The sequence below is a fragment of the Leisingera sp. ANG-DT genome (assembly GCF_000813785.1).
In the GTDB taxonomy this organism is placed as follows: domain Bacteria; phylum Pseudomonadota; class Alphaproteobacteria; order Rhodobacterales; family Rhodobacteraceae; genus Leisingera.
In genome coordinates this window covers 1-24,765 of record NZ_JWLE01000009.1, presented here as the reverse complement: position 1 = coordinate 24,765, position 24,765 = coordinate 1, and the positions used below count along the sequence as shown (strand labels likewise).

Sequence of the window (24,765 nt, the reverse complement as noted above, 5' to 3'; positions counted from 1 at the left end):
AACCAGACGGGCGGAAGACCGGAACAAGAGGCTGGGCATAACCCGGCTGGGCAACGAAGAGGCGAGCAGGCAGTGAGAAACGCGGCAATGGCACTCCGCCATCTGGCAGCGGCAGCAGCAGTTACATTGCTGACGGCCACCGTTTGTGCGGCCGAATCCCGCGGCCCGGTCACCAACCTGCCCCTGCCCCGCTATGTCTCGATGAAGGCCGCCACCGGCAATGTGCGCCGCGGCCCGTCGCTGACCCATAAGATCGACTGGGTGTTCAAACGCCGCGGCATGCCGCTGGAGATCACCGCGGAATACGGCCACTGGCGCCGGGTGCAGGACCGCGATGGCGCCGGCGGCTGGGTGCATTACGCGCTCCTGTCCGGCGTGCGCACTGTGCTGGTCGAGGAGGACATGCTGACCGTGCACGCCCGCCCTGATACCCGCGCGCCGGTGACTGCCGCCTTTGAACTGGGCGTGGTGGCGCGGCTGGGCGTATGCGCCAATGACTGGTGCGAGATCTCGGCCGGCGGCTACAGCGGCTGGGCGCCGAAGAAAAAGCTCTGGGGCGTCGCCCCGGACGAGCTGCGTGAGTAACCCCGGCTCTTTCATCTTTCCCAAAATACTCCGGGGTGAATTGGGCCGGCGGCCCAAGAGGGGCAGCGCCCCTCTTTAAATCAGGCCTGCGGGGCAGCGCCCCTCTTCCAATCAAACCTGCCGGGCAGCGCCCCTCACCGACCGCCATTTCAGCGTTGCGGCAATCCGCGCGGGGGCGCAGATGCGCCAAACCATTGCACCCGCAGCAATCGTGTTCTACATGGGGGCCACACACATGGCTGCCCAGGCCGGTCCCGCCCGAAACACGGGCGCCGCTGCGGCAGCACCGGACTACCCGAAACCGGCGCGGCCTGTCCGCGCTGATGCCCTATAAGCCTCCGAGATCGCTGAAAGGTTGTGGAACATGGCAGAAAATCAAACCCCGGACATATTGTATACCATTGTAGACGAAGCGCCCGAACTGGCCTCGGCATCCTTCCTGCCGATCATTCGCAAGTTCGCCGCCGCCGCCGGTGTCACCGTCGGCACCAAGGACATTTCGCTGGCCGGGCGCATCATCGCCGCCTTCCCGGAGAACCTGACCGAGGCACAGCGCCAGAGCGACGACCTGGCCGATCTGGGCCAGCTGGTGAAAACCCCGGACGCCAATGTGATCAAGCTGCCGAACATCTCCGCCTCGGTGCCGCAGCTGACCGCCGCCATCAAGGAACTGCAGGCCCAGGGCTATAACCTCCCGGACTACCCGGAAGAGCCCAAGAGTGACGCCGAGAAAGACGTGCGCGCGCGTTACGACGCGATCAAGGGCTCCGCGGTGAACCCGGTCCTGCGCGAAGGCAACTCCGACCGCCGCGCTGCCAAGGCGGTGAAGAACTTCGCCCAGAAGAACCCCCATTCGATGGGGGCATGGTCAGCAGACAGCAAGACAAAAGTCTCCTCGATGCCCGGCAACGACTTCTATGCCAACGAGAAATCCGCGACCATCACCGCCGCCCAGGCCGGTGCCGCGCGGATCGAGTTCGTGGCCAAAGACGGCGCCGTCACCGTGCTGAAAGACGGCTGGCCGCTGGAAGAAGGCACCGTGGCGGACGCCACCTTCATGTCGGTGAAGGCGCTGGCCTCCTTCCTCGGCGAAGCGATTGCCGACACCAAGGCGGACGGCACCATGTTCTCGCTGCACATGAAGGCCACCATGATGAAGGTCTCCGACCCGATCATCTTCGGTCACGCGGTCAAGGCCTGGCTGGCACCGGTGTTCGAGAAATACGGCGCCGAGCTGGACGCGCTGGGGGTGAACCCGAACTCCGGCATGGGCGACCTCCTGGAGCGCGTCAAAGGCAACGCCGAAATCACCGCCGCCATCGAAGCGGTGCGTGCCGAGCGCCCGGACATGTACATGGTGGACAGCGACAAGGGCATCACCAACCTGCATGTGCCGTCGGATGTGATCATCGACGCCTCGATGCCTGCGGTGATCCGCGCCGGCGGCAAGGGCTGGGACCAGGACGGCAACAAGGGCGACACCAACTGCGTGATCCCCGACCGCTGCTATTCCACCGTCTATGACGAGACCATCAATTTCTTCAAAGCCAACGGCGCGCTGGACGTGACCACCGCAGGTGCGGTCGCCAACGTCGGCCTGATGGCGCAGAAGGCTGAGGAATACGGCTCCCACCCGACCACGTTTGAGGCGCCCGCCGACGGCACCATCCGCATCGTGCTGGCGGGCGGCGAGACGCTGCACAGCCATGACGTCGAGACCGGCGACATCTGGCGCTCCTGCACCGTCAAGAAAGCCCCGATCGAGAACTGGATCCTGCTGGCAATGGACCGCCAGCGCCTGACCGGCTCCGAGGCGATCTTCTGGCTGGACGCAAACCGCGCCCATGACGCAGAGCTGATCAAATACGTGAAGCCCGCGCTTGAGGCGGCCGGCGTTGCGGACAAGTTCCAGATCATGGCGCCGCGCGAAGCGACCCGCCAGTCGCTGGAAACCATCACCGCAGGCAAGGACAGCATCGCCATCACCGGCAACGTGCTGCGCGATTACCTGACCGACCTGTTCCCGATCCTGGAACTGGGCACCTCTGCCAAGATGCTGTCGATCGTCAAGCTGATGCAGGGCGGCGGGCTGTTTGAAACCGGCGCCGGCGGCTCTGCCCCCAAGCACGTGCAGCAGCTGGTCGAGGAAAACCACCTGCGCTGGGATTCGATGGGCGAGTTCTGCGCCCTCGGCGAGTCGCTGAACTTCCTGGCCGATGTCAAAGGCAACACCAAGGCCGGCGTGCTGGGCCGTGCGGCTGAGGACGCGACCCAAGGCATCCTCGACCACAACCGCTCTCCCTCGCGCAAGGCCGGCCAGCCGGACAACCGCGACAGCCACTACTGGTTCGCCCGCTACTGGGCCGAGGCACTGGCGGCGCAAACCGAGGATGCAGCCCTGGCGGCGCATTTCGCCCCCATCGCCGAGGAACTGGGCGCCAAGGAAGAGCAGATCATCAGCGAACTGGCTGCGGCCCAGGGCGCACCCGCCGATATCGGCGGCTACTTCCGCCCCAGCGTGGAGCTGAAGGCCAAGGTGATGCGCCCCAGCGCCACGCTGAACGCCATCATCGGCTGATCCCAGCGGATCTGAAAACACGGATGCCCGGGGCTTTCCCCGGGCATTTTCTTTGCGCTGCCGCCGCCGTCCGGCTTGACCGGACGGTCTGTACTGCCCAGAAATTGAGCCTGCGGCCCGACACCGCAGCACAGGCAGGCAGAGAAACAGCATCCCATGCAGAAACGGGGCAGCTTCAAGAAGCTCAATCACTTGCGCCAGCTGGACAGCCGCAAGCAGCCGCTGATCGTGCATGCGGAGGAGGCCTGGTTCCGGCACATCCTGGAGGGCGGCTGCGAGTTTTTCGAGAAGATCGGCGCCAGCGCCCATGCGCGGGGCTGCAAGCCACTGCTGATCCACGCCGAGGATGTCCTGTCCTTCGGGCTTCTGGGGTCAGATCATCTGCAAATCGTCATCGGCCCGAAACGCACGCAGGGGCCGCGCATCTTTCACGCCCAGCCCAGCTATCTGCGCGGCTTCTGGTATCTGGACCCGCAGGGCTATTACTGGAACTCCAGCCTCTCCGGGCAGCTGTTCGACCCGCAAGCGGTGGATGGCGCCGCAGCAGAGCATTTCTTCAACGGCGTGCGCGGCCATGCGCTGCGGCGCAACGTCTCCAAACGGGCGCAAAGCGCGCGCACGCCCGGCGGGCTGGCGCCTGCAGACGCCGCCATTTTCGTGCAGGACATCGAGAAATACCGCGAGCCGGTGCATTACCTGACCACAGCGGAGATGATCACAGCGGCCTGCGCGGCGGTGCCCGGCAGGGTTTACGTCAAGCCGCATCCGCTGCAGGATGCTGCCGCGCTGCGCGGGCTGGAAGAGCTCTGCGCCGGGATTGCCAATGCAGAGCTGAGCCGTGCCAGCGTGCATGACCTGATCGCTGCCTCAGCTGCGGTTGTATCGCAGAACTCCGCCGTCGGGTTCGAGGCGCTGATGCACCGCAAGCCGGTGCTGACCTGCGCGGCGTCCGACTATCATCACGGCACACTGGTCTGCCGCACTGGGGCGGAGCTGCAGGAGAACCTGAGCCGGGCTGGGGAGGCCTTTGCCGCCTTCCCGTTTGAACGCTATTTCTACTGGTTTCTGGGGCTGCACATGCTGGAGCCGCAAAAACCGGACTTTGCGGACCGCGCCTGGAACCGGCTGCTGGCGCCCGCCCCGACGAAATGAACAGCGCCCGGGTTTGCAGCCCGGGCGCTATGCTTTTCAGGACCCAGCGGGATCAGGCAGGCGGATCAGAAATCCTGCCACAGGTCGCGGGCGGCGTTGCCGCTGGCGGCCGCCGCGGCGGGTTGGGGCGCGGGCTGCATGTCCCAATCATCGCTGCCATGGGCGGTCGGCGCCGGCGCTGCTGCCGGGGTGCTGGAGGCCTTGGCCGGGGCGGCCAGCTGGCTGCCGCCCGCGATCTTGAAGTGGGCCACCAGATCGGCCAGCTTGCCAGCATCGGTCTTCAGCATGTGGCCCGCTGCAGTCGCCTCCTCGACCATCGCCGCGTTCTGCTGGGTCACCTGATCCAGCTGGGTCACACCGGTGTTGATCTCGTTGAGGCCGGTCGACTGCTCCGCCGCGCCCTCGGCAATGCCGGAGACCAGCTGCGAGATATGGGTGACCTGGCTGACGATGCTTTGCAGCGCATCGCCCGCCTTGCCCACCAGATCCACCCCGCGGGCGACCTGGCCGGAGCTGTCGGAGATCAGCGTCTTGATCTCCATCGCCGCGTCCGACGAGCGCTGCGCCAGCGCCCGCACCTCGGACGCCACCACCGCAAAGCCGCGGCCCGCCTCGCCGGCCCGCGCGGCCTCAACGCCCGCGTTCAGTGCCAGAAGGTTGGTCTGGAAGGCGATGTCGTCGATCACGCTGATGATCTGGCTGATCTTGTTGGAGCTTTCCTCGATCTCGGTCATCGCCGAGACCGCGCTCTGCACCACTTCGCCGCTGGTGCGGGCCTCTTCCTTGGCCTCGTCCATGGTCGCCTCGACACTGCGGGCGCCGTCGGCGGCGGATTTGACGCTGGCGGTCAGCTCATCCAGTGCCGCGGCGGTCTGCTCCAGCGTCGCCGCCTGGCTTTCGGTGCGGTGCGACAGGTCGTCGGAGGCCTGGCTGATCTCGGTGGCACCGTTGCGGATGCTGGCGGCGGCGGCAATCACCTGCTCGACCGTGGAGCTGAGGTTCCGCGCGGTGGTGTTGAAGTCCTGGCGCAGCTGTTCGTAATCCTGCGGGAAGGTCTCGGTGATCTGCGCCGTCAGGTCGCCCTGCGACAGCGCCGACAGCTTGCTGCTGAGCGCCGCCACAACCTTGCTGCGCTTCTCGTTCAGCGCGTGCTCGGCATCCTCCAGCTCCTGCTGGCGGATCAGCGCCTGGCGGAAGACATCGACGCTTTGGGCGATCTCCCCCAGTTCGCTGCGCGCATTTGCCGAAGGGATTTCGCTGCTGGTGTCGCCATCCGCCATTGTCTGCATCCGGTTTTTCAAACCGTTCAGCGGGCCGGTCACGCTGCGGGTGATGAAATAGGCGGCAACCATCAGCGCCACCAGGCTGATGCCCAGCACGATCAGCGCCTCATTGCGCATCATCGCAACATCGGCCTCGATATCCGAGACATAGGCGCCAGTGCCGATGATCCAGCCCCAGGGCTTATAGGCCTGCACATAGCCGATCTTGGCTTCCATCACCTCCGAATCGGGTTTCTTGAAGTAATAGGTCAGCTCGCCTGCGCCTTTGGAGGCGGCGATCTTCTCCAGCTCCTGAAACACCTTGATGCCAGTCACATCCTCATAGGCGCCCTGATTGGTGCCTACCCAATCCGGCACGATGGGGTGCGCCTGAACCACCAGCTCGTGGTCAAAGACAAAGACATAACCAGAATCGCCAAAGCGCAGCGCGGTCAGCCGCTCGCGGCCGATATCGCGGGCCTCCTCCGCGGTGAAACGTCCGGATTTGACGCCTTCCTCCAGGTCGCGCAGCAGGCTGACGGCCGTGTCGGTGACATTGTGCAGCTCGGTATGGCGCATCTCATAGGCGTTTTTGACGGACTGCGAGAGCAGCAGGAAGGTCAGCAACGCCATCAGCGACAGCGCAAGCGCCGAAAGCGCGTAGATACGGACAGGCAGACGGTAGAGAAAAGCGGGTATTCTGGACATGTATTCAGAGCCTTCATTGCAGGTCTATTGCCTGCCTGTTTAGGCTTCAGTTTCTAACAAACCCCTACCCGGAAACGCCCCATCCGCGCTTTCACGCCGTATTTCGGGAGGTTTTCGCCGTATTTTGATTGAACTGCCTAAAACCCGCCAGCCAGCGGCGATCCCAACCCGCGTAAAATGAAAACGCCCGGGGATCGCTCCCCGGGCATCTTTGTCTGCAAGACGCTGTTTCGGATCAGAAATCCTGCCACAAGTCGCGGGCGGCGTTGCCGCTGGCGGCCGCCGCGGCGGGTTGGGGCGCGGGCTGCATGTCCCAGTCATCGCCGCCATGGGCGGTCGGCGCCGGCGCTGCTGCCGGGGCGCTGGGGGCCTTGGCCGGGGCGGCCAGCTGGCTGCCGCCCGCGATCTTGAAGTGGGCCACCAGGTCGGCCAGCTTGCCGGCATCGGTCTTCAGCATGTGGCCCGCTGCAGTCGCCTCCTCGACCATCGCCGCGTTCTGCTGGGTCACCTGATCCAGCTGGGTCACACCGGTGTTGATCTCATTCAGACCGGTAGACTGCTCCGCCGCGCCCTCGGCGATACCGGAGACCAGCTGCGAAATATGGGTGACCTGGCTGACGATGCTTTGCAGCGCATCGCCGGCCTTGCCGACCAGATCCACCCCGCGCGCGACCTGGCCGGAACTGTCGGAGATCAGCGTCTTGATCTCCATCGCCGCGTCCGACGAGCGCTGCGCCAGCGCCCGCACTTCGCTGGCGACCACCGCAAAGCCGCGGCCCGCCTCGCCGGCCCGCGCCGCCTCAACGCCCGCGTTCAGTGCCAGAAGATTGGTCTGGAAGGCGATGTCGTCGATCACGCTGATGATCTGGCTGATTTTGTTGGAGCTTTCCTCGATCTCGGTCATTGCCGAGACCGCGCTCTGCACCACTTCGCCGCTGGTGCGGGCCTCTTCCTTGGCCTCGTCCATCGTCGCCTCGACGCTGCGGGCGCCCTCGGCGGCGGATTTCACGCTTGCGGTCAGCTCATCCAGCGCCGCGGCGGTCTGCTCCAGGGTGGCCGCCTGGCTCTCGGTGCGGTGCGACAGGTCGTCGGAGGCCTGGCTGATCTCGGTGGCGCCGTTGCGGATGCTGGCGGCGGCGGCAATCACCTGCTCCACGGTGGAGCTGAGGTTCCGCGCGGTGGTGTTGAAGTCTTGGCGCAGCTGTTCGTAATCCTGCGGGAAGGTCTCGGTGATCTGCGCCGTCAGGTCGCCCTGCGACAGCGCCGACAGCTTGCTGCTGAGCGCCGCCACAACCTTGCTGCGCTTCTCGTTCAGCGCATGTTCGGCATCCTCCAGCTCCTGCTGCCGGATCAGCGCCTGGCGGAAGACATCCAGGGTGCGGGCCATCTCGCCGATTTCGCTTTTGTTGGCGGTGGCCGGAATGGCGCTGGCGGTGTCGCCCTCCGCCATCGACTGCATCCGCCCGCGCAAGGCGCTGACCGGCCCGGTGACGCTGCGGGTGATCAGGGTCGCGCCCGCCATCAGAACCGCCAGGGTCACAAGCAGACCTGTCACGGTTGTGATGATGTTTTCCTGCACCTTGGCCTCGATATCCGACACATAGGCACCGGTGCCGATGATCCAGCCCCAGGGCTCATAGACCCGGATATAACCCATCTTGGCCTCGATCACGCCGGTGCTTGCGTTGGCGAAATGATAGATCAGCGAGCCCTGGCCGTCCGCCTTGGCGATCTTGAGCATCTCCTGATAGATCTTGACCCCATTTTCATCGGTCAGGCCAGGCTGGCGCGTGCCCACCCACTCCGGCAGGAAGGCATTTGCGGTGATCACCAGATCGAAATCAAAGGCGTGAAAATCGCCGGCGGTGCCGAACCTGAAGGTCTCCAGCGCCGTGCGCCCCATCTCGCGGGCCGCGGCCTCATCCAGCTGGCCGTCTTCGACCTGGCTTTGCAGCGCGTCCAGCTGGCTGAAGGCCAAGTCGGTGATCTGATGCAGCTCGCGTTCGCGGCTGGCGTATTCGTCGTTATTCGAGCGGACCAGCAGGAAGACGGTCAGCATCGCAAACAGCAGAATCGCCAGGGCAGCCAGAGCGTAGATCCGGACAGGCAGACGGTAGAGAAATGCAGGCATAGTGATTTGGTCCCTTAGTTACAGGCCTAAGCTCTCCTCCCTAGAGACCTGCTCCTAAGAAATTCCTAGCTCGCAGACGATTGCAGCCGCCCGGATGCTGCAGGAAGCCGGCTTCCCCGAGGGGGTTTCAGTGACATTCAAATGATATCAATGGATTATATGGCCTGCACGGCTGCGCAGCGCGCGCGCAAAATGCCGCAGGCAGATCGTTCTGCGACGCCTTCGGGCCGCTTTGCGCCCTGCCGGTTCGGCCGCACAGGCCCGCAGTTCGAGCTTTGCCTGCCGCAACAGATGCGCAGGGAACCGGCCCCCAGAATCGGCGTCCTCACATACATGTGGATTTTGTATCCATTATCCTGTATCTGATTCTCCACAACAACACACCGACAGGAGGATCTCATGTTCAAATCGCTGGCCGCGGCTGCGGCGCTTGCCCTGGTGCCCTTGGCACCTGCCCTTGCGGATACGCTCGATGATGTGGTGGACCGCGGCACCCTGCGCTGCGGCGTGGTGCTGGATTTCCCGCCGATCGGCTACCGCGATGCCAACAACGAACCGGCAGGCTTTGACGTCGACTACTGCAACGACCTGGCGGCGGCGCTAGAGGTTGATGCCGAGATCCTGCCGGTGACCTGGGCCGAGCGCCTGCCCGCCATCGTGACCGGCCGTGCAGACGTGGTGTTCGGTGCCACCTCCGACAGCCTGGCGCGGGCGCGCACCGTCGGCTTCACCATTCCTTACGCGATCTATTTCGCCCAGGGCGTCGTGAACACCGAAAGCGGCATCGAAAGCTTTGAAGACATCAAGGGCAAGCGGGTGGCCGGTGCCATCGGCACCGTGCCGGAGCAGGAATGGCTGAAGATCGCCGCCGAATGGGGCGAAGAGGGCAATTACCAAGGCTACCAGTCCGAGAACGAGGTGTTCCTGGCTGTGGCGCAGGGCAAGGCGGACATCGGCCTGACCACCAATACCGCGGTGCTGCCGGTAACCCAGCAGTATGAGACCCTGGCGGCCGGCCCGCGGATGCCCTGGACCACCGACTATACCTCGGTGGTGGGCAAGCGCGAGGATGTCACCTGGATCAACTTCCTGAACCTGTTTGTGACCCATCAGGTGCGCTCGGGCCGTTATGCCGAGCTGTGGGGCAAATACGTCGGCGGCGACGCGCCTGAGCTGCGCATCCCCGGCGTGCTGTACTGATCCAACGGTGAAACCCGCCCCTGCCTGCCGCGCTCTCCCGGCGGCTGGCAGGGGCTAGGGAGCATAACCCCACATGTTCGACTATAATTTTCACTGGCGGCCGGTGATGAAAAGCCTGCCGGACCTGCTGGAGGCGGCCTCCCTGACGCTGCAAGTGGCGGTTCTGGCGATGGTGCTTGGCATCGTGCTCGGCCTTTGCCTGGCGCTGGCGCGGCTGCACCTGAAGGGGCCGGTCTACTGGTTCGCCACCGCCTGGGTGGAGCTGGCCCGCAACACGCCGGCGCTGTTTCAGCTGTTCTTCTTCGGCTTCGGCCTCGGCGCCTTCGGCCTGCATCTGTCGCCCTATCTGATCGTGCTGGCGGGGCTGACCTTCAACTGCGCGGGCTATCTGGCGGAAAACTTCCGCGGCGGCTTCAAGGCGGTGCCGGAGACCCAGATTCGCGCTTCCCGCAGCCTTGGCATGACCCCCTGGCAGGCCTACAGCCGGGTGGTGATCCCGCAGGTGTTCCGCATCGTCTATCACCCGATCACCAACCAGATGGTCTGGGCGGTGCTGATGTCCTCGCTGGGGATGCTGGTGGGCTTTCGCGAACTGTCGGGCGAGACCCAGTTCTTTGCCTCCCGCACCTTCCGCATCTTTGAATATTTCGCAGTCACGGCGGTGATCTACTACGCCATCGTCAAGGTGATCCTGCTCAGCTCGCGGCTGATGGCCGCCCGGCTGTTCCGGTACTGAGGGGGAGCACCATGGAACCGACACTCAAGTTTTTCAGCGGCTTTGCCCCCAATGACCTGTGGTTCATGGGCGAGGCGGCGCTGCGCACGCTGTGGATTTCCGTCCTGTCGATCTCGCTCGGCACGGTGCTGGGCACCCTGTTCGGCTGGATGCTGTACGAAGGCCGCCGCGCTGCAACCCTGACGCTGGCGCCGGTGCTGGACGTGTTCCGCTCTGTGCCGCTGATCATCCAGCTGGTGCTGTTTTACAACTTCGCCCCGATCGTCGGGCTGAACCTTGATCCCTTTGCCTCCGGCACCGTGATCCTGACCGTCTATACCGCGGCGCTGGTGGCCAATGTGGCCCGCGGCGGGATTGAGGCGGTGGGCGCCCCGATGCGCCGCGCCGCACGCAGCCTCGGGCTTAGCTACTGGCAGGATCTGCGCCATGTGGTGCTGCCGATCGGCGGGCGGGCGGTGTTCCCGTCCTGGGTCGGTGTCGCACTGGGGGTGATGAAAGACAGCGCGCTGGTTTCCGTGCTCGGCTATGTCGAGCTGCTGAAGGCCAGCCAGATCCTGATCACCCGCACGCAGGAGCCGTTCCTGATCCTGGCCCTGGCCGGCGCCTTCTATTTCGCGCTGTCCTATCCGGTCTCCCGCTACGCCACACATCTCGAAAACAGGTGGGCCCAATGATTTCCATCCGCGACCTTCACAAGTATTTCGGCGCTCTGCACGTTCTGAAAGGCATCGACCTGGATGTGCAGAAGGGCGAAGTGCTCTCTGTCATCGGCGCCTCCGGCTCCGGCAAATCGACGCTGCTTTACTGCATCAACGGGCTGGAAGCGATCCAGGACGGCGCAGTCACCGTCGACGGCACCGACGTCCATGCCAAGGGCACCGACATCAACAAGCTGCGCCAGAAGCTGGGCATGGTGTTCCAGCAGTGGAATTCCTTTCCCCATCTGACGGCGCTGGAAAACGTGGCGCTGGCGCCGCGCATCGTCAAAGGCAAATCCAAGGCTGAGGCCCGCGACATTGCAGCGAAACAGCTGCAGCACGTGGGGCTGGGCGAGAAGCTGGATGTCTACCCCAGCGCCCTGTCCGGCGGCCAGCAGCAGCGTCTGGCAATTGCCCGCGCCCTGGCGATGGAGCCGGAATACATGCTGTTTGACGAGGCGACCTCTGCCCTTGACCCCGAACTGGTGGGCGAGGTGCTGGATACCATGCGCCTGCTCGCCGATGAGGGCATGACGATGATCTGCGTCACCCACGAGATGGGCTTTGCCCGCGATGTCTCCGACCGGGTGGCCTTCTTCCATCAGGGCGTGATGGAGGAGATCGGCCCGCCCGCCCAGATCTTCGGCGACGCCCGGTCCGAACACACCCGCAAATTCCTCGCCAACGTGCGCTGACCCCTTCCCCCGCAGGCTGCCGTGCCTCCCAGCGGCAGCCTGCCCCTAACTGGAGAAATTGGATAATGTCTACAAACGTCTTCACCGGCACCATGCCGGCCCTGATGACCCCCTGCAACCCGGACCGCACGCCGAACTTCGACGCGCTGGTCAAAAAGGGCGAGGAGATGATCGCCGCGGGCATGTCGGCGGTGGTCTACTGCGGTTCGATGGGCGACTGGCCGCTGCTGACAGATGAACAGCGGATGGAGGGCGTCGCCCGCCTCGCCGCCGCCGGTCTGCCGGTTGTGGTCGGCACCGGCGCGATCAACACCAAATCCGCCGTCGATCACGCCCGCCATGCGCAAGAGGTCGGCGCGGCCGGCCTGATGGTGATCCCGCGCGTGTTGTCCCGCGGCACCTCCGTTGCGGCGCAGAAGAACCACTTCAAGGCCATTCTGGACGCGGCGCCGGACGTGCCCGCGATCATCTACAACAGCCCCTATTACGGCTTTGCCACCCGCGCTGAGCTGTTCTTTGCCCTGCGTGCCGAGCACAAGAACCTGATCGGCTTCAAGGAGTTCGGCGGCAAGGACGACCTGCGCTATGCGGCTGAACACATCACCAGCCAGGACGACCAGGTGACGCTGATGGTCGGTGTCGACACCGAGGTCTACCACGGCTTTGTGAACTGCGGCGCCACCGGCTCGATCACCGGTATCGGCTGTGCGCTCCCCAAGGAGGCGCTGCTGCTGGCGCGCCTGTCCAAACTGGCCGCCGAGGGCAGTGCCGAGGCCCGTGTCCGCGCGCAGGAGCTGACCGATGCCATCCATGTGCTCTCGACCTTCGACGAAGGCCCGGACCTGATCCTCTACTACAAGCATCTGCTGGTTCTGAACGGTGAGGAAGACTACCGCCTGCACTTCAACGAGACTGACGAACTGTCCGATGCCCAGCGCAACTATTGCGAACAGCAGTACAAGCTGTTCCGCACCTGGTTCGCAGACTGGTCGGCGCAGGGCGGGATCATCGCCGAATGCATGTAGTCGACAGCCATACCGGAGGAGAACCCACCCGGGTAATCCTGGAGGGCGGTCCCGATCTGGGGACCGGCCCGCTGGCAGAGCGCGCGCGGCGGCTGGCAGAGCAGCACTTGGGCTTCTGCCACGCCGTGCTGCGCGAGCCGCGCGGCCAGCCCGCCATGGTCGGTGCGCTGCTGGTGCAGCCCACCGATCCCACCTGCGCCGCTGGCGTCATCTATTTTGATGCCGATGCAGTGCTGGGCATGTGCGGCCACGGCACCATCGGGCTGGCGGTGACGCTGGCCCATCTGGGCCTGATCACCCCCGGCAGCCACCGCATTGAGACCCCCGTTGGCGTGGTGACGGTGCTGCTGGAGGACGCCAATACCGTCACCGTCACCAACATCGAAAGCCGCCGGGTGACCGCGGCGGCCAATGTCACCCTGCCGGACGGCAGTACAGTGACCGGCGACGTCGCCTATGGCGGCAACTGGTTCTTCATCATTGAGCCCAGCCCGCTGCCCTTGCAGACAGAGAACATCCGCGCCCTGACCGATCACGCCATCGCCATCCGCACCGCCGCCAATGCCCAAGGCGTCGGCGGCGAAAACGGTGAGCCGATCGACCATGTGATCTTCCAAGGCCCCTCCCCCCGCGCGGGCATCCACAGCCGCAACTTCGTGCTCTGCCCGGACGACACCTACGACCGCTCCCCCTGCGGCACCGGCAGTTCCGCCCGGCTGGCCTGCCTGGCGGCAGCAGGGCGGCTGCAGCCGGGCGAGGAGATCATCCAGGAAAGCATCATCGGCTCCCCCTACCGGCTGTCCTATCAACCGGGGTTGAACGGCGGCGTGATCCCCACCCTCAGCGGCCAGGCCTTTGTGATGGGCGAGGGCAAGCTGCTCTTCAGCCCCGATGACCCCTTCCGCGGCGGCATCCTTGCGGGTTCGGAGGAACCTGCATGACAGCGCACCCTTCAGACGATATCCTCGTCATCGGCGCCGGCATCATCGGCCTCAGCGCCGCGCTGGAGCTGCAGAAACAGGGCCGCCGCGTGCGCATCCTCGACCGCACTGGCGTCGCGGCAGAGGCCTCGGCGGCCAGCGCCGGCGCCTTCGCCTTTACCGACATCGTGCCGCTGGCGACGCCCGGCATCATGCGCAAGGCCCCCAAGTGGCTGCTGGACCCGCTGGGCCCCTTGTCGGTGCCACCCGCCTATGCGCTGCAGATCGCGCCCTGGATGCTGCGCTTCTGGCGCGCCAGCTGGCGCAGCCGCTACCAGGCGGCACTGCAGGCGCAGGTGCTGCTGATGGCGCATTCCCGCGCCGCACTGGAACGCCAGATCGCCGATGTGGACGGCGAGCCGCTGATGCAGCGCGAGGGGCAGTTGCAGCTCTACGAGGGTGAGAGCGCCTTCCGCGCCGCCCTGCCCGATTGGCAGCTGCGGCGCACGCACGGCATCCGCTTCGACCTGCTGCGCAGCCCCGCTGCGATTGCCGAGGTTCAGCCCGGCCTCGCCCCCCGTTTCACCCATGCCGCATTCACCCCCGACTGGATGAACACAGTAAACCCCAAGACCTGGGCGGAACATCTGGCGCAGACCTTTGTGGCACGTGGCGGCAGAATCGGCACCGCCGCAGTCACCGCCCTGCGCAGCGAAGGCGGGCAGTCTGTGGCGCAGACCAATGACGGCCCGGTCTCCGCCAGCCAAATCGTGGTCGCCTGCGGAGCCTGGTCGCACCATCTCGCCCGCACCCTGGGCGAAACCTTCCCGCTGGAGACCGAACGCGGCTACAACACCACGCTGCCCCCCGGCGCCTTTGGCCTGAAGACCCACCTGACCTTCCCGGCGCATGGCTTTGTCGTCAGCAAGATCAGCGGCGGCGTGCGGGTTGGCGGCGCTGTAGAACTCGGCGGGCTGAAACTGCCGCCGAATTACCGCCGCGCAGACATCCTGCTGCAGAAGGCCAAGCATTTCCTGCCGGATCTCGACACCGCGGGCGGCAGCCAATGGATGGGCTTCCGCCCCTCGATGCCTGACAGCCTGCCGGTGATCAGCCGCTCCGCCCGCTCGGACGGCGTGATCTATGCCTTCGGCCACGGCCATCTGGGCCTGACCCAGGCCGCAGGCACCGCTGAGCTGGTGGCCGCACTGGCCGCAAACACTCCCGCCGCGCTGCCGATGCAGCCCTACGCCGCTACCAGGTTCTGACCCGCAGCTGAAAGGAGCCGCGCCATGAAAATCACCCAGCTCACTGTCTATCAGGTCGACCTGCCGCTGAAGGAAGGCTGCTACAGTTGGTCGAACGGCAATTATGTCGATGTCTTCGACAGCACCGTGCTGGAAATCACCACCGACGAGGGGCTGACCGGCTATGCCGAGTGCTGCCCGCTGGGCTCCGCCTACCTGCCCTCCTTCGCCCGCGGCGTGCGCGCCGGGCTGGCGGAACTGGCGCCGCATCTCATTGGCCAGGACCCGCTGAATATCGGCGGCATCAACCGCACCATGGACGCCGCCCTGCGCGGCCACCCTTATGCCAAGGCGCCGGTCGACATTGCCTGCTGGGACCTTCTGGGCAAGGCCACCGGTCAGCCGGTATACACCCTGCTGGGCGGCGCCGCGCAGGAGGATGTGGTGCTCTACCGCGCCATCAGCCAGGAAGACCCGGACACCATGGCCCGCAAGATCGAGGGCTATGCCGCCGAGGGCTACACCAAGTTCCAGCTGAAGGTCGGCGGCGAGGCCAACGACGATATCGACCGCATCCATGCCACCCGCGCGGTGCTGAAGAAATCCGACCTGCTGGTGGCCGACGCCAACACCGGCTGGACCCGGCACGAGGCGGCGCGGGTGGTTGGCGCCATCGCGGGCCTCGACGTTTATGTGGAACAGCCCTGCCTGACCTACGAGGAAAGCGTCTCAATCCGCCGCCGCACTGCACTGCCCTTTGTGATGGACGAGGTGATCGACACCCCCAACACGCTGGTGCGCGGCATTGCCGAGGATGCGATGGACGTGATCAACCTCAAAATCTCCAAGGTCGGCGGCCTGAGCAAAGCACGGCTGATGCGCGACCTCTGCGTGGCGCATGGCATTCCGATGACCATCGAGGACACCTGGGGCGGCGACATCACCACCGCCGCCATCGCCCATCTGGCCCGCTCCACCCCGGCCGAGTTCACCTTCTCCGCCACCGACTTCAACAGCTATGGCACCGTTGACATTGCCAGCGGCGCGCCCAAGCGTGTGAACGGGCGGATGACCGCCCCGGACACGCCCGGCCTGGGGATCACCCCGATCTTCGAGGCCCTAGGCGAACCGGTTGCCCGCTATTCCTGAGGAGGCCTGCGGATGCGCAGCAGCAAGACCATCCATGTGATTTCCGCCCATGCAGAGGGCGAGGTGGGCGATGTCATCGTTGGCGGCGTCGCACCGCCGCCGGGCGACACCCCGTGGGAACAGCGCGCCTTCATCGACCGCGACCAAACCCTGCGCAACTTCGTCCTGAACGAACCCCGCGGCGGCGTGTTCCGCCATGTGAACCTCTTGGTGCCGCCCAAGCACCCGGAGGCCGACATGGGCTTCATCATCATGGAGCCGGAATACACCCCGCCAATGTCCGGCTCCAACTCGATCTGCGTCTCCACCGTGCTCTTGGACGGAGGCATCCTGCCGATGCAGGAGCCGGAAACCCATCTGGTGCTGGAGGCCCCCGGCGGGCTGGTGCGGGTGCGCGCCGAATGCCGGAACGGCAAGGCAGAACGGATCTTCGTGCAGAACGTGCCCAGCTTCGCAGGTGAGACCGGCGCGGCGCTGGAGGTGCCGAGCATTGGCACCCTGACCGTCGACACCGCCTATGGCGGCGACAGTTTCGTGGTGGTGCAGGCCGCCGATCTGGGGCTGGAGATCACAGAGGCAAACGCCAAGCAGATCGCCCAGCTCGGCACCCGCATTCTGGAGGCCGCCAACGCGCAGCTGGGTTTCACCCACCCGGAGAACCCGGACTGGACCCACATCTCCTTCTGCGCCTTCTGCGGCCCGCTGGAACAGACGGAGACCGGCCTCCGCAGCCGCTCCGCCGTCGCCATCCAGCCGGGCAAGGTGGACCGCTCCCCCACCGGCACCGCGGTTTCCGCCCGGATGGCGCTGATGCTGGCCAAGGGGCAGATGACGCCGGACCAGACGTTTGAGGCCGTGTCCATCATCGGCTCCCGCTTCACCGGACGCATCGTCGAACAGACCACCGTCGGCGGGCGCGCGGCGATCGTGCCGGAACTCAGCGGCCGCGGCTGGATCACCGGCATCCACCAGCACATGCTGGACCCGGACGACCCCTGGCCCGGCGGCTACCGCCTCAGCGACACCTGGGGTGCCTGACGGTCCGGGTTTTGGATACAAAAACCGGGTGCGGGCCGGCGGCACCCGGCACCCGCGTAAAACTGGGCCAATTGCTTGAAGAAACGGGGCAGACCATCTAGCGTATCCAAAATACGAACAACAGATCCAACGAGGCCCCCATGGCAGGCAAACGCGCCGTTACCCGCAGCTCCCTTCCGGAAGTGATTGCCAACGACCTGCGCGAACGCATCCTCAGCGGTGAGCTGGCAGAGGGCGAAACCATCCGGCAGGAGGCGCTGGCAGAGGAATACGCCGTCTCCCGCATGCCGATCCGCGAGGCGCTGAAGCGGCTGGACGCCGAAGGGCTGGTGCAATTCACCAACAACCGCGGCGCCTCTGTCACCAAGCATTCCCTGCGTGAAATCGCCGAGATCTTCGACCTGCGCATCCTGCTGGAGGTGGACCTGTTCCGCCGCGCGATCCCGGCAATGACCACCGAGGATTTCACCCGCTGCACCCAGATCCTCGACGACATGGACGCCTCATACGATGCCAATGACGTGGCCAAATGGGGCGCGCTCAACCACAAATACCACTCAGCGCTTTATGCCGCCGCGGACCGCAAGCTGACCAACGAGGTGCTGCAGGGCATCAGCCTGCATTGCGACCGCTTTATCCGGATGCACCTCAGCGTGATGAAGCAGCGCGAACCTGCCAAGAAGGAGCACCACGACCTCCTGGACCTGGCCCAGGCCCGCGATGTGGAGGGCGCCTGCGCCGCGCTGACCCATCACATCTCCCGCACCAAGGAGGAACTGCTGTCGCTGGTCGCCGAACACCGCGCCACGGCTGACAGCTAACCCGCCCCATTTCAGCTTCTGACACGTGAACCGCCCGGTTTTCTCCGGCGCTCCTCTTGCGCAACTTGTACTTTGTATCCATTATCCTGTATCAAGATTCACTGACCCCACCAAACAGAGGCCCGCCCATGTTCACACCGCACGGAAACCACCTGATCGCAGGCGCCTGGGTGCCCGGCGGCACCCGCTTCCCCTCCGCCCCTGCCAGCGGCCCCAGCTATGACTTCTCCGTTGGCCGCGTCAGCGACGTGAATGCCGCGGTAGAGGCGGCAGAGGACGCCTTTGCCAGCTACGGCAGCACCAGCCGGGCCGAGCGCGCCGCCTTCCTCCACGCCATCGCGGATGAGATTGAGGCCCGCGCCGAGGCCATCACCGCCATCGGACCCCAGGAAACCGGCCTGCCCGAGGCCCGCCTGCAGGGCGAGCGCGGGCGCACCACCGGCCAGCTGCGCATCTTTGCCGAGCATATCCTCAAGGGCGATTACCTCGACCGCCGCCATGACGCCGCGCTGCCGGACCGCGCACCCCTGCCCCGGCCCGATATGCGCATGATGCAGCGCCCGCTGGGGCCGGTCGCGGTCTTCGGCGCCTCCAACTTTCCGCTCGCCTTCTCCACCGCCGGCGGCGACACCGCCGCAGCACTGGCCGCGGGCTGCCCGGTGGTGGTCAAGGGCCACAGCGCCCACCCCGGCACCGGCGAGATCGTTGCCGAAGCCATCCTCGCCGCGATCACCAGATGCAACATCCACCCCGGCGTCTTCAGCCTGATCCAGGGCGGCAACCGCGCGGTCGGCGCGGCGCTGGTGCAGCACCCGCTGATCAAGGCGGTGGGCTTCACCGGCTCGCTTGCCGGCGGGCGCGCCCTGTTCGACCTCTGCGCCGCACGGCCCGAGCCGATCCCCTTCTTCGGCGAGCTGGGGTCCGTGAACCCGATGTTCATCCTCGCCGCCGCCCTCGCCAGCCGCGGCACGGAGATCGCCACCGGCTGGGCCGCCTCGCTTACCATGGGCGCGGGCCAGTTCTGCACCAACCCCGGCATCGCCGTGCTGCGCGCAGGCGCCGAGGCGGACCGTTTCATCGACACCGCCACCGCCGCCCTGTCAGCGGTCGCCCCCCAGACCATGCTGACCGAGGGCATCGCCAGCGCCTACCAGGACGGCCAGCGCCGCGTCGCCGCCACCGCGGGCGTGCGCGAGCTGCTGACCACCAGCTGCGACACCCGCACCGCCGCGCCCTATCTGTATGTCACCGAAGCCCGCACCTGGCTCGACAATGAGATCCTGGCCGAGGAGGTCTTTGGCCCGCTGGGTCTGGTGATCACCGCTGAGAGCGACGCCGAAATGCTGGAGATCGCCCGCGCGCTGCAGGGCCAGCTGACCTGTACCCTGCATCTGGATGAGGCTGACACCGCCCAGGGCCAGACCCTGCTGCCGGTGCTGGAGCGCAAGGCCGGCCGGGTGCTGGCCAACGGCTTCCCCACCGGGGTTGAGGTCTCCGGCACCATGGTCCACGGCGGCCCCTACCCGGCCTCCACCAACTTCGGCGCGACCTCGGTGGGCACCCTGTCCATCCGCCGCTTCCTGCGCCCCGTCTGCTACCAGAACATCCCCGAAGCATTGCTACCGGAGGACCTGCTGGAGGGGTGAGGGGCGGTTTGAAGCGGCAGCTGTCCTGATGAATGAAGGGGGCCCCGGAGTAATCCGGGGCCTTTTTGATTGGTGGCGGGTAGCGTGTCTTGGAAACGCGTCTACTGCGACTTTCAATCGACGTCCGGATTATTAGAAAAAACCCGAGATACGTCTTCAACACTGGGAAGGCTCCCATCGTTGGACGTGTCTCCATCTGCACTAGACGCAGCCTCTTGGCTTTCGTCTTGGGTGGCAGCTTCCTCTTTGTTTTTCCTCCACGTTTCGACAAATTCCAGATAATGATCCGGCGGGGAAAGGTCATCTTGGCCGTGCGACAGTTTCAAACGTGGTTTTTCAACCCCTCGCAGTTCAATGAACTTTTCGAGGTAGGCCTTAAACTTACCCATTTCACCTTCACCGACCACGGCCGGTCGACCCAAGAGTGCGGTCTCCATTTCCCGCAATTCCCGCTCTTCCTTGCTGCGCATTGTATCAATTGAGATAATCGGGCAAGGAGAACCGTTCAACACCCCCTTGAACGACTGCATATCCTGAAAATTGAAGCCAAGGTCAAACTTGGTAAAACCTTGGTTGGTAGCAGCTTCCGTTAGCAAGTATGCCAGCGCCGGAGAGATGGTAAAGGTATCGACTGTGGAGTTTCTCGAAATCCGAAAGCCACCATCGATACCCTTCCCGAGAAAATCAAAGTCCTTTGGGCTTTTATCCACCTCAAGCTCGAACTCCTCAGTCTCCAAACCATGCACGCCTGCAAATGGATCGTCTCCAGCAGTATGGCTCACAGCGATGCTTGTGTTTGGGTCCGGGAACGCAGCTATCCAACCGTTTCCCTTAGCATTCAATCCGCTGTAAGCACCGCCGATAAACTCACCGAAGCTATGAAGTGTCTCGGAAAACGCGGCGACGTAAGCCCCAAGATGAGTGATGCTCAACACCCTATTTACAAACAAAATCTCATCGCCAATTGTCTTCCAGACATGAGGCTTTGCATCCTTCTCCGCCTGAGACATGCCTCCAATCTCGGCACATTTCTTGGAAAAGGAATCCTCGAAGGATCGGGGGAACCGACCATAGAAATCTCGAAACGCAGCACGCCAAAGGCCACGATCATTCTTCGACTTAAAAGCCGTTGAGCCTGTCAGGTCGACAGACAAAAACAGCCGAATTCGGTAATCCGGCACCTTCAATTCTGACATGAATTGCCCTTTAGGAGATACTAAGGTTCTTCGCTCGTATTTCAGCGGCAACTTGACTGACGCCACAAGTAGCTGCAGCAAAGGAGACACCACCCTCCTCTACTGCCGCTATGAAGTCATCAGACGGCATCAAAAATGCCGCTGCAAACCAATTGGCTTCCCACTCAGCACGTTGCTGTTCACTGTCACTAGGATCAACATTGCGAGTAGCACGCATCACGGCGCTTGGATCTTGCTCCTTGATCGCCTTAAAATGCAGCAGCAAATGCCCCAACTCATGAGCAATCGTAAACCGATCCCTCTTCAATGAAGTATGGCGAGACACGAAAATATCGAAGTCATCTGTCTCTCGCGCAATGATCGATCCGCTGTCTTCGTCTCCAGAACCGCTGGTTCCGACGACAAGCTTACCTCCGACTCTCTGCACCAGTTCTTCAATGCTGTCACCCGGGCCGAATCCAATCTGCCTCGCAAGGTCTTCTGCAAACCTTTCGACACCAGCCTTCGAAGCACCAAGCGGCTTGGGAGCGTAGAAATTACCTGTCATAATACCCTCCGAACGCAAATGCAAAACACTCGCTGAGCGTTTCTAGCATGTGAAACAAACAGCAAACAAGTTGATATAGCACTACCTCAGCGTGCGCTACACTATGCTGCAGCTTCACAGTCCACGTATGTAACTTACCTCTCACATGCAACGAGAAAGCCCTTTGCAGGCAAACGAGCTACGCATTTTTCCGTTGCGCCCCCACCGCACGCCCCGCTTCCCGGATCTTAACCGCCAGCCGCTATACAGAACCGGAGACCTCCAGAAAGGACCCCGCCATGACCGCACCCGCACCAGCCGCCCTCTCCCCCATCAACGATGGCCCCAACGAAAAAGGCCCCCGCTTGCGCGAGGGCCTTCCAATTTGTCAGAGAGGCAAATCTCAGAGTCCGGTGGACACGTCGATGGTGTTGCCTTCTTCCAGGGTCACATAGGCTTTTTTCACGTCTTTACGCTTGCCCAGCTGGCCGCGGAAACGCTTGACCTTACCCTTGGTGACGGTGGTGTTGACCGCTTTCACCTTGACGCCAAAGAGAGCCTCGACGGCTTCCTTGATCATCGGCTTGTTGGAGTCGATTGCCACTTCGAAAACCACTGCGCCGTTCTCGGACGCCATGGTGGATTTCTCGGTGATGATCGGCTTGCGGATCACGTCGTAGTGTTCTGCCTTCACGCTCATTTCAGACGAGCCTCCAGTGCTTCGACACCCGCCTTGGTGATCACCAGGGTGTCACGCTTCAGGATGTCATAGACGTTGGCACCGATGGTCGGCAGGATGTCCAGACCCTCGATGTTGCGCGACGCTTGCAGGAAGCCTTCGTTGACCGCTGCGCCGTCGATGATCAGCGCGCGCTTCCAGCCCAGGTTTTTCACCTGCTTGGCCAGAGCTGCGGTCTTGCCTTCGGAAGCAGCGTCCTCGATGATGACCAGCTCGCCCGCTTTCGCCTTTGCGGACAGCGCGTGGCGCAGGCCCAGCTTGCGGAACTTCTTGGTCAGCTCGTGGCCGTGCGAACGCGGGGTCGGACCCTTGTAGATACCACCCTTGCGGAAGATCGGCGCGTTGCGGTCACCGTGGCGTGCGCCGCCGGTGCCCTTCTGGCGGTAGATCTTCTTGGTCGAGTAGGAGGTCTCGGAGCGGGTCTTCACCTTGTGGGTGCCGGCCTGCGCGTTGTTGCGCTGCCAGCGGACCACGCGGTGCAGGATGTCCGCACGCGGCTCCAGGCCGAACAGGTCTTCGGACAGTTCGATGTCGCCCGCTTTGCCGCCGTCCAGTTTGATCACGTCAAGTTTCATGCTTCACCACCTTCCGCGGCAACTTCCGCAGTTTTCAGAGCGGCCGGGAAAGGCAGACCCTCGGGGGCTTTCTTCTTCACGGCGTCCTTGACGGTAACCCAGCCGGATTTCGGGCCCGGTACGGCGCCCTTGATGAAGACCAGGCCGCGCTCGGCGTCGGTTTTCACCACTTCCAGGTTCTGGGTGGTCACGCGGGCTGCGCCCATGTGGCCGGCCATTTTCTTGCCTTTGAAGACCTTGCCCGGGTCCTGACACTGACCGGTCGAACCGTGCGAACGGTGCGAGATCGACACACCGTGCGAGGCGCGCAGGCCGCCGAAGTTGTGCCGCTTCATGGCACCGGCGAAACCTTTACCGATCGAGGTGCCGGTCACGTCCACTTTCTGGCCAGCCAGGAAGTGTTCGGCCGAGATTTCGGCGCCGACTTCGATCAGGCCGTCCGCGGGAACGCGGAATTCGACCAGCTTGCGCTTGGGTTCAACCTTGGCAGCTGCAAACACGCCGCGCATGGCTTGCGAGGTGCGTTTTGCCTTGGCGGAGCCTGCACCCAGCTGAACAGCGGTGTAGCCGTCTTTTTCCTCGGTGCGCTGAGCAACGACCTGCAGGCCGTCCAGGGACAGAACGGTCACAGGGATCTGCTTGCCGTCTTCCATGAACAGGCGGGTCATGCCCACTTTCTTAGCGATAATTCCGGAACGCATAATCTATACCCTCCGAACTTACGACTGCAGCTTGATTTCGACGTCAACGCCGGCAGCCAGGTCGAGCTTCATCAGCGCGTCCACGGTCTGCGGGGTCGGGTCGACAATATCGAGAAGGCGCTTGTGGGTGCGGATCTCGAACTGGTCGCGGGATTTCTTGTCCACGTGGGGGCCACGCAGAACAGTGAATTTCTCGATCTTGTTCGGCATCGGGATCGGGCCGCGCACTTGCGCGCCGGTCCGCTTGGCAGTGTTGACGATCTCTTGCGTGGACGCATCCAGCACGCGATAGTCAAATGCCTTCAGCCGGATACGGATGTTTTGGCTTTGCATCGTACAGCCTTTTATTCAGGCGTTGGGGTTGAGAGGAGGGCCTGCGACCACCGCAACCCCTCATCGAACCCAAAAGGCGGGAATCATCCCGCCCCTATTCGCACGCGGCGAACTCGCGCCCTATACGCCCTATGGCCCCATGAGGCAAGGGGTTTCGCCGCGAAACAGTTGCGTTTGCGGCGCACGGTGCGTTTGGGGTTTGTTTACCAAAAAGCAGAGGCGATGCCCACTAGCCCGCCAACGAAACCAATGATTGAAGAAGGCCACAGAAAAGCTAACTCCAAACGCTCCCGCCTTTCTTGCCGTACTTCGCGAGCAAGAGCGGAAAGTGCAGCTTCATTCAGCCGCCAGAAACCGTCAAATTGAGATTGCTCCCACTCACCGTCTTTGGTCTTAAATTTTGGCATAGGTATCAAAAGACGCTCAGCTTGCTTTTGAACATACCTGTGCTGAAGGTTGTGTATCTCGTCTCGAACTTGATCGCTCTCCCAAAAAGCCTCGGATGCAATCAACTGCTCTTCCTCAAACTGTTTCGCTTCTCGGGCGGCGTCGATTTTTGGGCTAAAGTGATCCCAGACCTTTTTGTTCGACTTCTGAAGCTCTCTCAACTTCAACTGAAATTTAGCATCCTCAAGAAACATGCATCCCCCAATAAGAACTTCATTTAATCGGTTTTTTGAAAGTGGTTCCTTGCTCCATAGCCCGCAAGGGGTACCTCGCAAAAGAGACACTCTGATGGAAACTCTCTCAATCTCCTTACGCAGAAATCGGTGATTTTGGGGCACTCCGCCCGGACGCCCCGCGTTCGGGCCGCGCCCGGCCTGCCCGAATGGGCGGGCGCGATTGCATCGCACCCGGAGCTGGCGCTCCCTGCGGCCTCAAAAGCTCCACTGGAGCTTTTGCAAGACGGCCTCCGGCCCCAGGCCGATCCCTGCCCTGTTCAGAGCTAACCGCATAGAAAAAGGGCCTCCCGAGGGAGGCCCTTTCTTAGATCAGAACCGTGTGGGCTCCCGGCGATTTTCTAGCGAAAACCGCCTGCCGCCCACCGTTTCAAAATCATTATTCAATGATTTTGGAAACAACACCGGCGCCGACGGTGCGGCC

The 24,765-nt window shown here is 63.8% G+C and carries 23 protein-coding genes; 14 read left to right on the top strand and 9 right to left on the bottom strand.

Annotated features, from left to right (window positions below; genetic code table 11):
• The first annotated feature begins 87 nt into the window (after nucleotides 1-87).
• The 3 genes from RA21_RS10360 to RA21_RS10350 all read left to right on the top strand — a co-directional run bounded on the left by RA21_RS10360 (nucleotide 88) and on the right by RA21_RS10350 (nucleotide 4,315).
• Complete coding sequence (locus tag RA21_RS10360; RefSeq protein ID WP_039148532.1) at nucleotides 88-585, top strand: SH3 domain-containing protein; 498 nt, start codon at nucleotides 88-90, stop codon at nucleotides 583-585.
• A 364-nt stretch (nucleotides 586-949) separates the two neighbouring features.
• On the top strand, nucleotides 950-3,163 hold the full coding sequence (locus RA21_RS10355) for an NADP-dependent isocitrate dehydrogenase (RefSeq protein ID WP_039148531.1): 2,214 nt from the start codon (nucleotides 950-952) through the stop codon (nucleotides 3,161-3,163).
• A 156-nt stretch (nucleotides 3,164-3,319) separates the two neighbouring features.
• Nucleotides 3,320-4,315 (top strand): capsular polysaccharide export protein, LipB/KpsS family, encoded by a 996-nt coding sequence (locus RA21_RS10350; protein WP_019298469.1) that lies wholly within the window; start codon nucleotides 3,320-3,322, stop codon nucleotides 4,313-4,315.
• A gap of 65 nt (nucleotides 4,316-4,380) precedes the next feature.
• Here RA21_RS10350 and RA21_RS10345 read toward each other — a convergent pair whose 3' ends face one another.
• Together RA21_RS10345 and RA21_RS10340 are read right to left on the bottom strand one after the other, a co-directional pair.
• Nucleotides 4,381-6,285: a methyl-accepting chemotaxis protein gene (locus RA21_RS10345; protein ID WP_241483498.1), complete on the bottom strand. Its 1,905-nt coding sequence runs from the start codon at nucleotides 6,283-6,285 to the stop codon at nucleotides 4,381-4,383.
• Between the two features lie 235 nt (nucleotides 6,286-6,520).
• The gene (locus RA21_RS10340) at nucleotides 6,521-8,416 is read right to left on the bottom strand and encodes a methyl-accepting chemotaxis protein (RefSeq protein WP_039148528.1); all 1,896 of its coding nucleotides are present in this window, start codon (nucleotides 8,414-8,416) and stop codon (nucleotides 6,521-6,523) included.
• Nucleotides 8,417-8,815: 399 nt separating this feature from the next.
• On the opposite strand from RA21_RS10340, the gene RA21_RS10335 reads away from it, so the two are divergent.
• From RA21_RS10335 to RA21_RS10285, 11 genes are all read left to right on the top strand, one after another.
• On the top strand, nucleotides 8,816-9,616 hold the full coding sequence (locus tag RA21_RS10335; protein WP_039148525.1) for a transporter substrate-binding domain-containing protein: 801 nt from the start codon (nucleotides 8,816-8,818) through the stop codon (nucleotides 9,614-9,616).
• A gap of 73 nt (nucleotides 9,617-9,689) precedes the next feature.
• Nucleotides 9,690-10,352: an amino acid ABC transporter permease gene (locus RA21_RS10330; RefSeq protein WP_019298487.1), complete on the top strand. Its 663-nt coding sequence runs from the start codon at nucleotides 9,690-9,692 to the stop codon at nucleotides 10,350-10,352.
• An 11-nt stretch (nucleotides 10,353-10,363) separates the two neighbouring features.
• Nucleotides 10,364-11,026, top strand: a complete 663-nt coding sequence (locus RA21_RS10325; RefSeq protein ID WP_019298488.1) for an amino acid ABC transporter permease — start codon at nucleotides 10,364-10,366, stop codon at nucleotides 11,024-11,026.
• Nucleotides 11,023-11,745: an amino acid ABC transporter ATP-binding protein gene (locus RA21_RS10320; protein ID WP_039148522.1), complete on the top strand. Its 723-nt coding sequence runs from the start codon at nucleotides 11,023-11,025 to the stop codon at nucleotides 11,743-11,745. Before RA21_RS10325 ends, RA21_RS10320 begins: the two co-directional genes overlap by 4 nt.
• Before the next feature lie 65 nt (nucleotides 11,746-11,810).
• Nucleotides 11,811-12,770: a dihydrodipicolinate synthase family protein gene (locus tag RA21_RS10315; protein WP_039148520.1), complete on the top strand. Its 960-nt coding sequence runs from the start codon at nucleotides 11,811-11,813 to the stop codon at nucleotides 12,768-12,770.
• Complete coding sequence (locus RA21_RS10310; protein ID WP_039148518.1) at nucleotides 12,761-13,711, top strand: 4-hydroxyproline epimerase; 951 nt, start codon at nucleotides 12,761-12,763, stop codon at nucleotides 13,709-13,711. Before RA21_RS10315 ends, RA21_RS10310 begins: the two co-directional genes overlap by 10 nt.
• A complete protein-coding gene (locus RA21_RS10305; RefSeq protein WP_039148516.1) occupies nucleotides 13,708-14,958 on the top strand; it encodes an NAD(P)/FAD-dependent oxidoreductase in 1,251 nt (416 codons plus the stop codon). Before RA21_RS10310 ends, RA21_RS10305 begins: the two co-directional genes overlap by 4 nt.
• 24 nt (nucleotides 14,959-14,982) lie before the next feature.
• Nucleotides 14,983-16,086: a cis-3-hydroxy-L-proline dehydratase gene (locus tag RA21_RS10300; protein ID WP_039148514.1), complete on the top strand. Its 1,104-nt coding sequence runs from the start codon at nucleotides 14,983-14,985 to the stop codon at nucleotides 16,084-16,086.
• A 12-nt stretch (nucleotides 16,087-16,098) separates the two neighbouring features.
• On the top strand, nucleotides 16,099-17,124 hold the full coding sequence (locus RA21_RS10295) for a trans-3-hydroxy-L-proline dehydratase (RefSeq protein WP_039148513.1): 1,026 nt from the start codon (nucleotides 16,099-16,101) through the stop codon (nucleotides 17,122-17,124).
• A 140-nt stretch (nucleotides 17,125-17,264) separates the two neighbouring features.
• Entirely contained in the window at nucleotides 17,265-17,945 is a 681-nt protein-coding gene (locus RA21_RS10290; protein WP_039148512.1) for a GntR family transcriptional regulator, read from the top strand.
• Nucleotides 17,946-18,073: 128 nt separating this feature from the next.
• Complete coding sequence (locus RA21_RS10285) at nucleotides 18,074-19,591, top strand: aldehyde dehydrogenase (NADP(+)) (protein ID WP_039148507.1); 1,518 nt, start codon at nucleotides 18,074-18,076, stop codon at nucleotides 19,589-19,591.
• A 113-nt stretch (nucleotides 19,592-19,704) separates the two neighbouring features.
• On the opposite strand, the gene RA21_RS10280 is transcribed toward RA21_RS10285, so the two are convergent.
• From RA21_RS10280 to RA21_RS10250, 7 genes are all read right to left on the bottom strand, one after another.
• On the bottom strand, nucleotides 19,705-20,787 hold the full coding sequence (locus tag RA21_RS10280; RefSeq protein WP_152610528.1) for a hypothetical protein: 1,083 nt from the start codon (nucleotides 20,785-20,787) through the stop codon (nucleotides 19,705-19,707).
• A gap of 10 nt (nucleotides 20,788-20,797) precedes the next feature.
• The gene (locus RA21_RS10275; protein WP_039148500.1) at nucleotides 20,798-21,334 is read right to left on the bottom strand and encodes an ImmA/IrrE family metallo-endopeptidase; all 537 of its coding nucleotides are present in this window, start codon (nucleotides 21,332-21,334) and stop codon (nucleotides 20,798-20,800) included.
• A 382-nt stretch (nucleotides 21,335-21,716) separates the two neighbouring features.
• On the bottom strand, nucleotides 21,717-22,013 hold the full coding sequence (locus tag RA21_RS10270; protein WP_019298498.1) for a 50S ribosomal protein L23: 297 nt from the start codon (nucleotides 22,011-22,013) through the stop codon (nucleotides 21,717-21,719).
• Nucleotides 22,010-22,627, bottom strand: coding sequence for a 50S ribosomal protein L4 (gene rplD, locus RA21_RS10265; RefSeq protein ID WP_019298499.1), 618 nt, complete (start codon nucleotides 22,625-22,627; stop codon nucleotides 22,010-22,012). Before rplD ends, RA21_RS10270 begins: the two co-directional genes overlap by 4 nt.
• Nucleotides 22,624-23,328 (bottom strand): 50S ribosomal protein L3, encoded by a 705-nt coding sequence (gene rplC, locus RA21_RS10260; protein ID WP_019298500.1) that lies wholly within the window; start codon nucleotides 23,326-23,328, stop codon nucleotides 22,624-22,626. The genes rplD and rplC overlap by 4 nt, the downstream gene beginning before the upstream one ends.
• An 18-nt stretch (nucleotides 23,329-23,346) precedes the next feature.
• On the bottom strand, nucleotides 23,347-23,661 hold the full coding sequence (gene rpsJ, locus RA21_RS10255) for a 30S ribosomal protein S10 (RefSeq protein WP_019298501.1): 315 nt from the start codon (nucleotides 23,659-23,661) through the stop codon (nucleotides 23,347-23,349).
• Nucleotides 23,662-23,864: 203 nt separating this feature from the next.
• Nucleotides 23,865-24,302 carry a hypothetical protein gene (locus tag RA21_RS10250; protein WP_019298502.1) on the bottom strand — a complete coding sequence of 146 codons (438 nt, stop codon included), beginning with the start codon at nucleotides 24,300-24,302 and terminating at the stop codon, nucleotides 23,865-23,867.
• Between the last annotated feature and the right edge of the window lie 463 nt (nucleotides 24,303-24,765).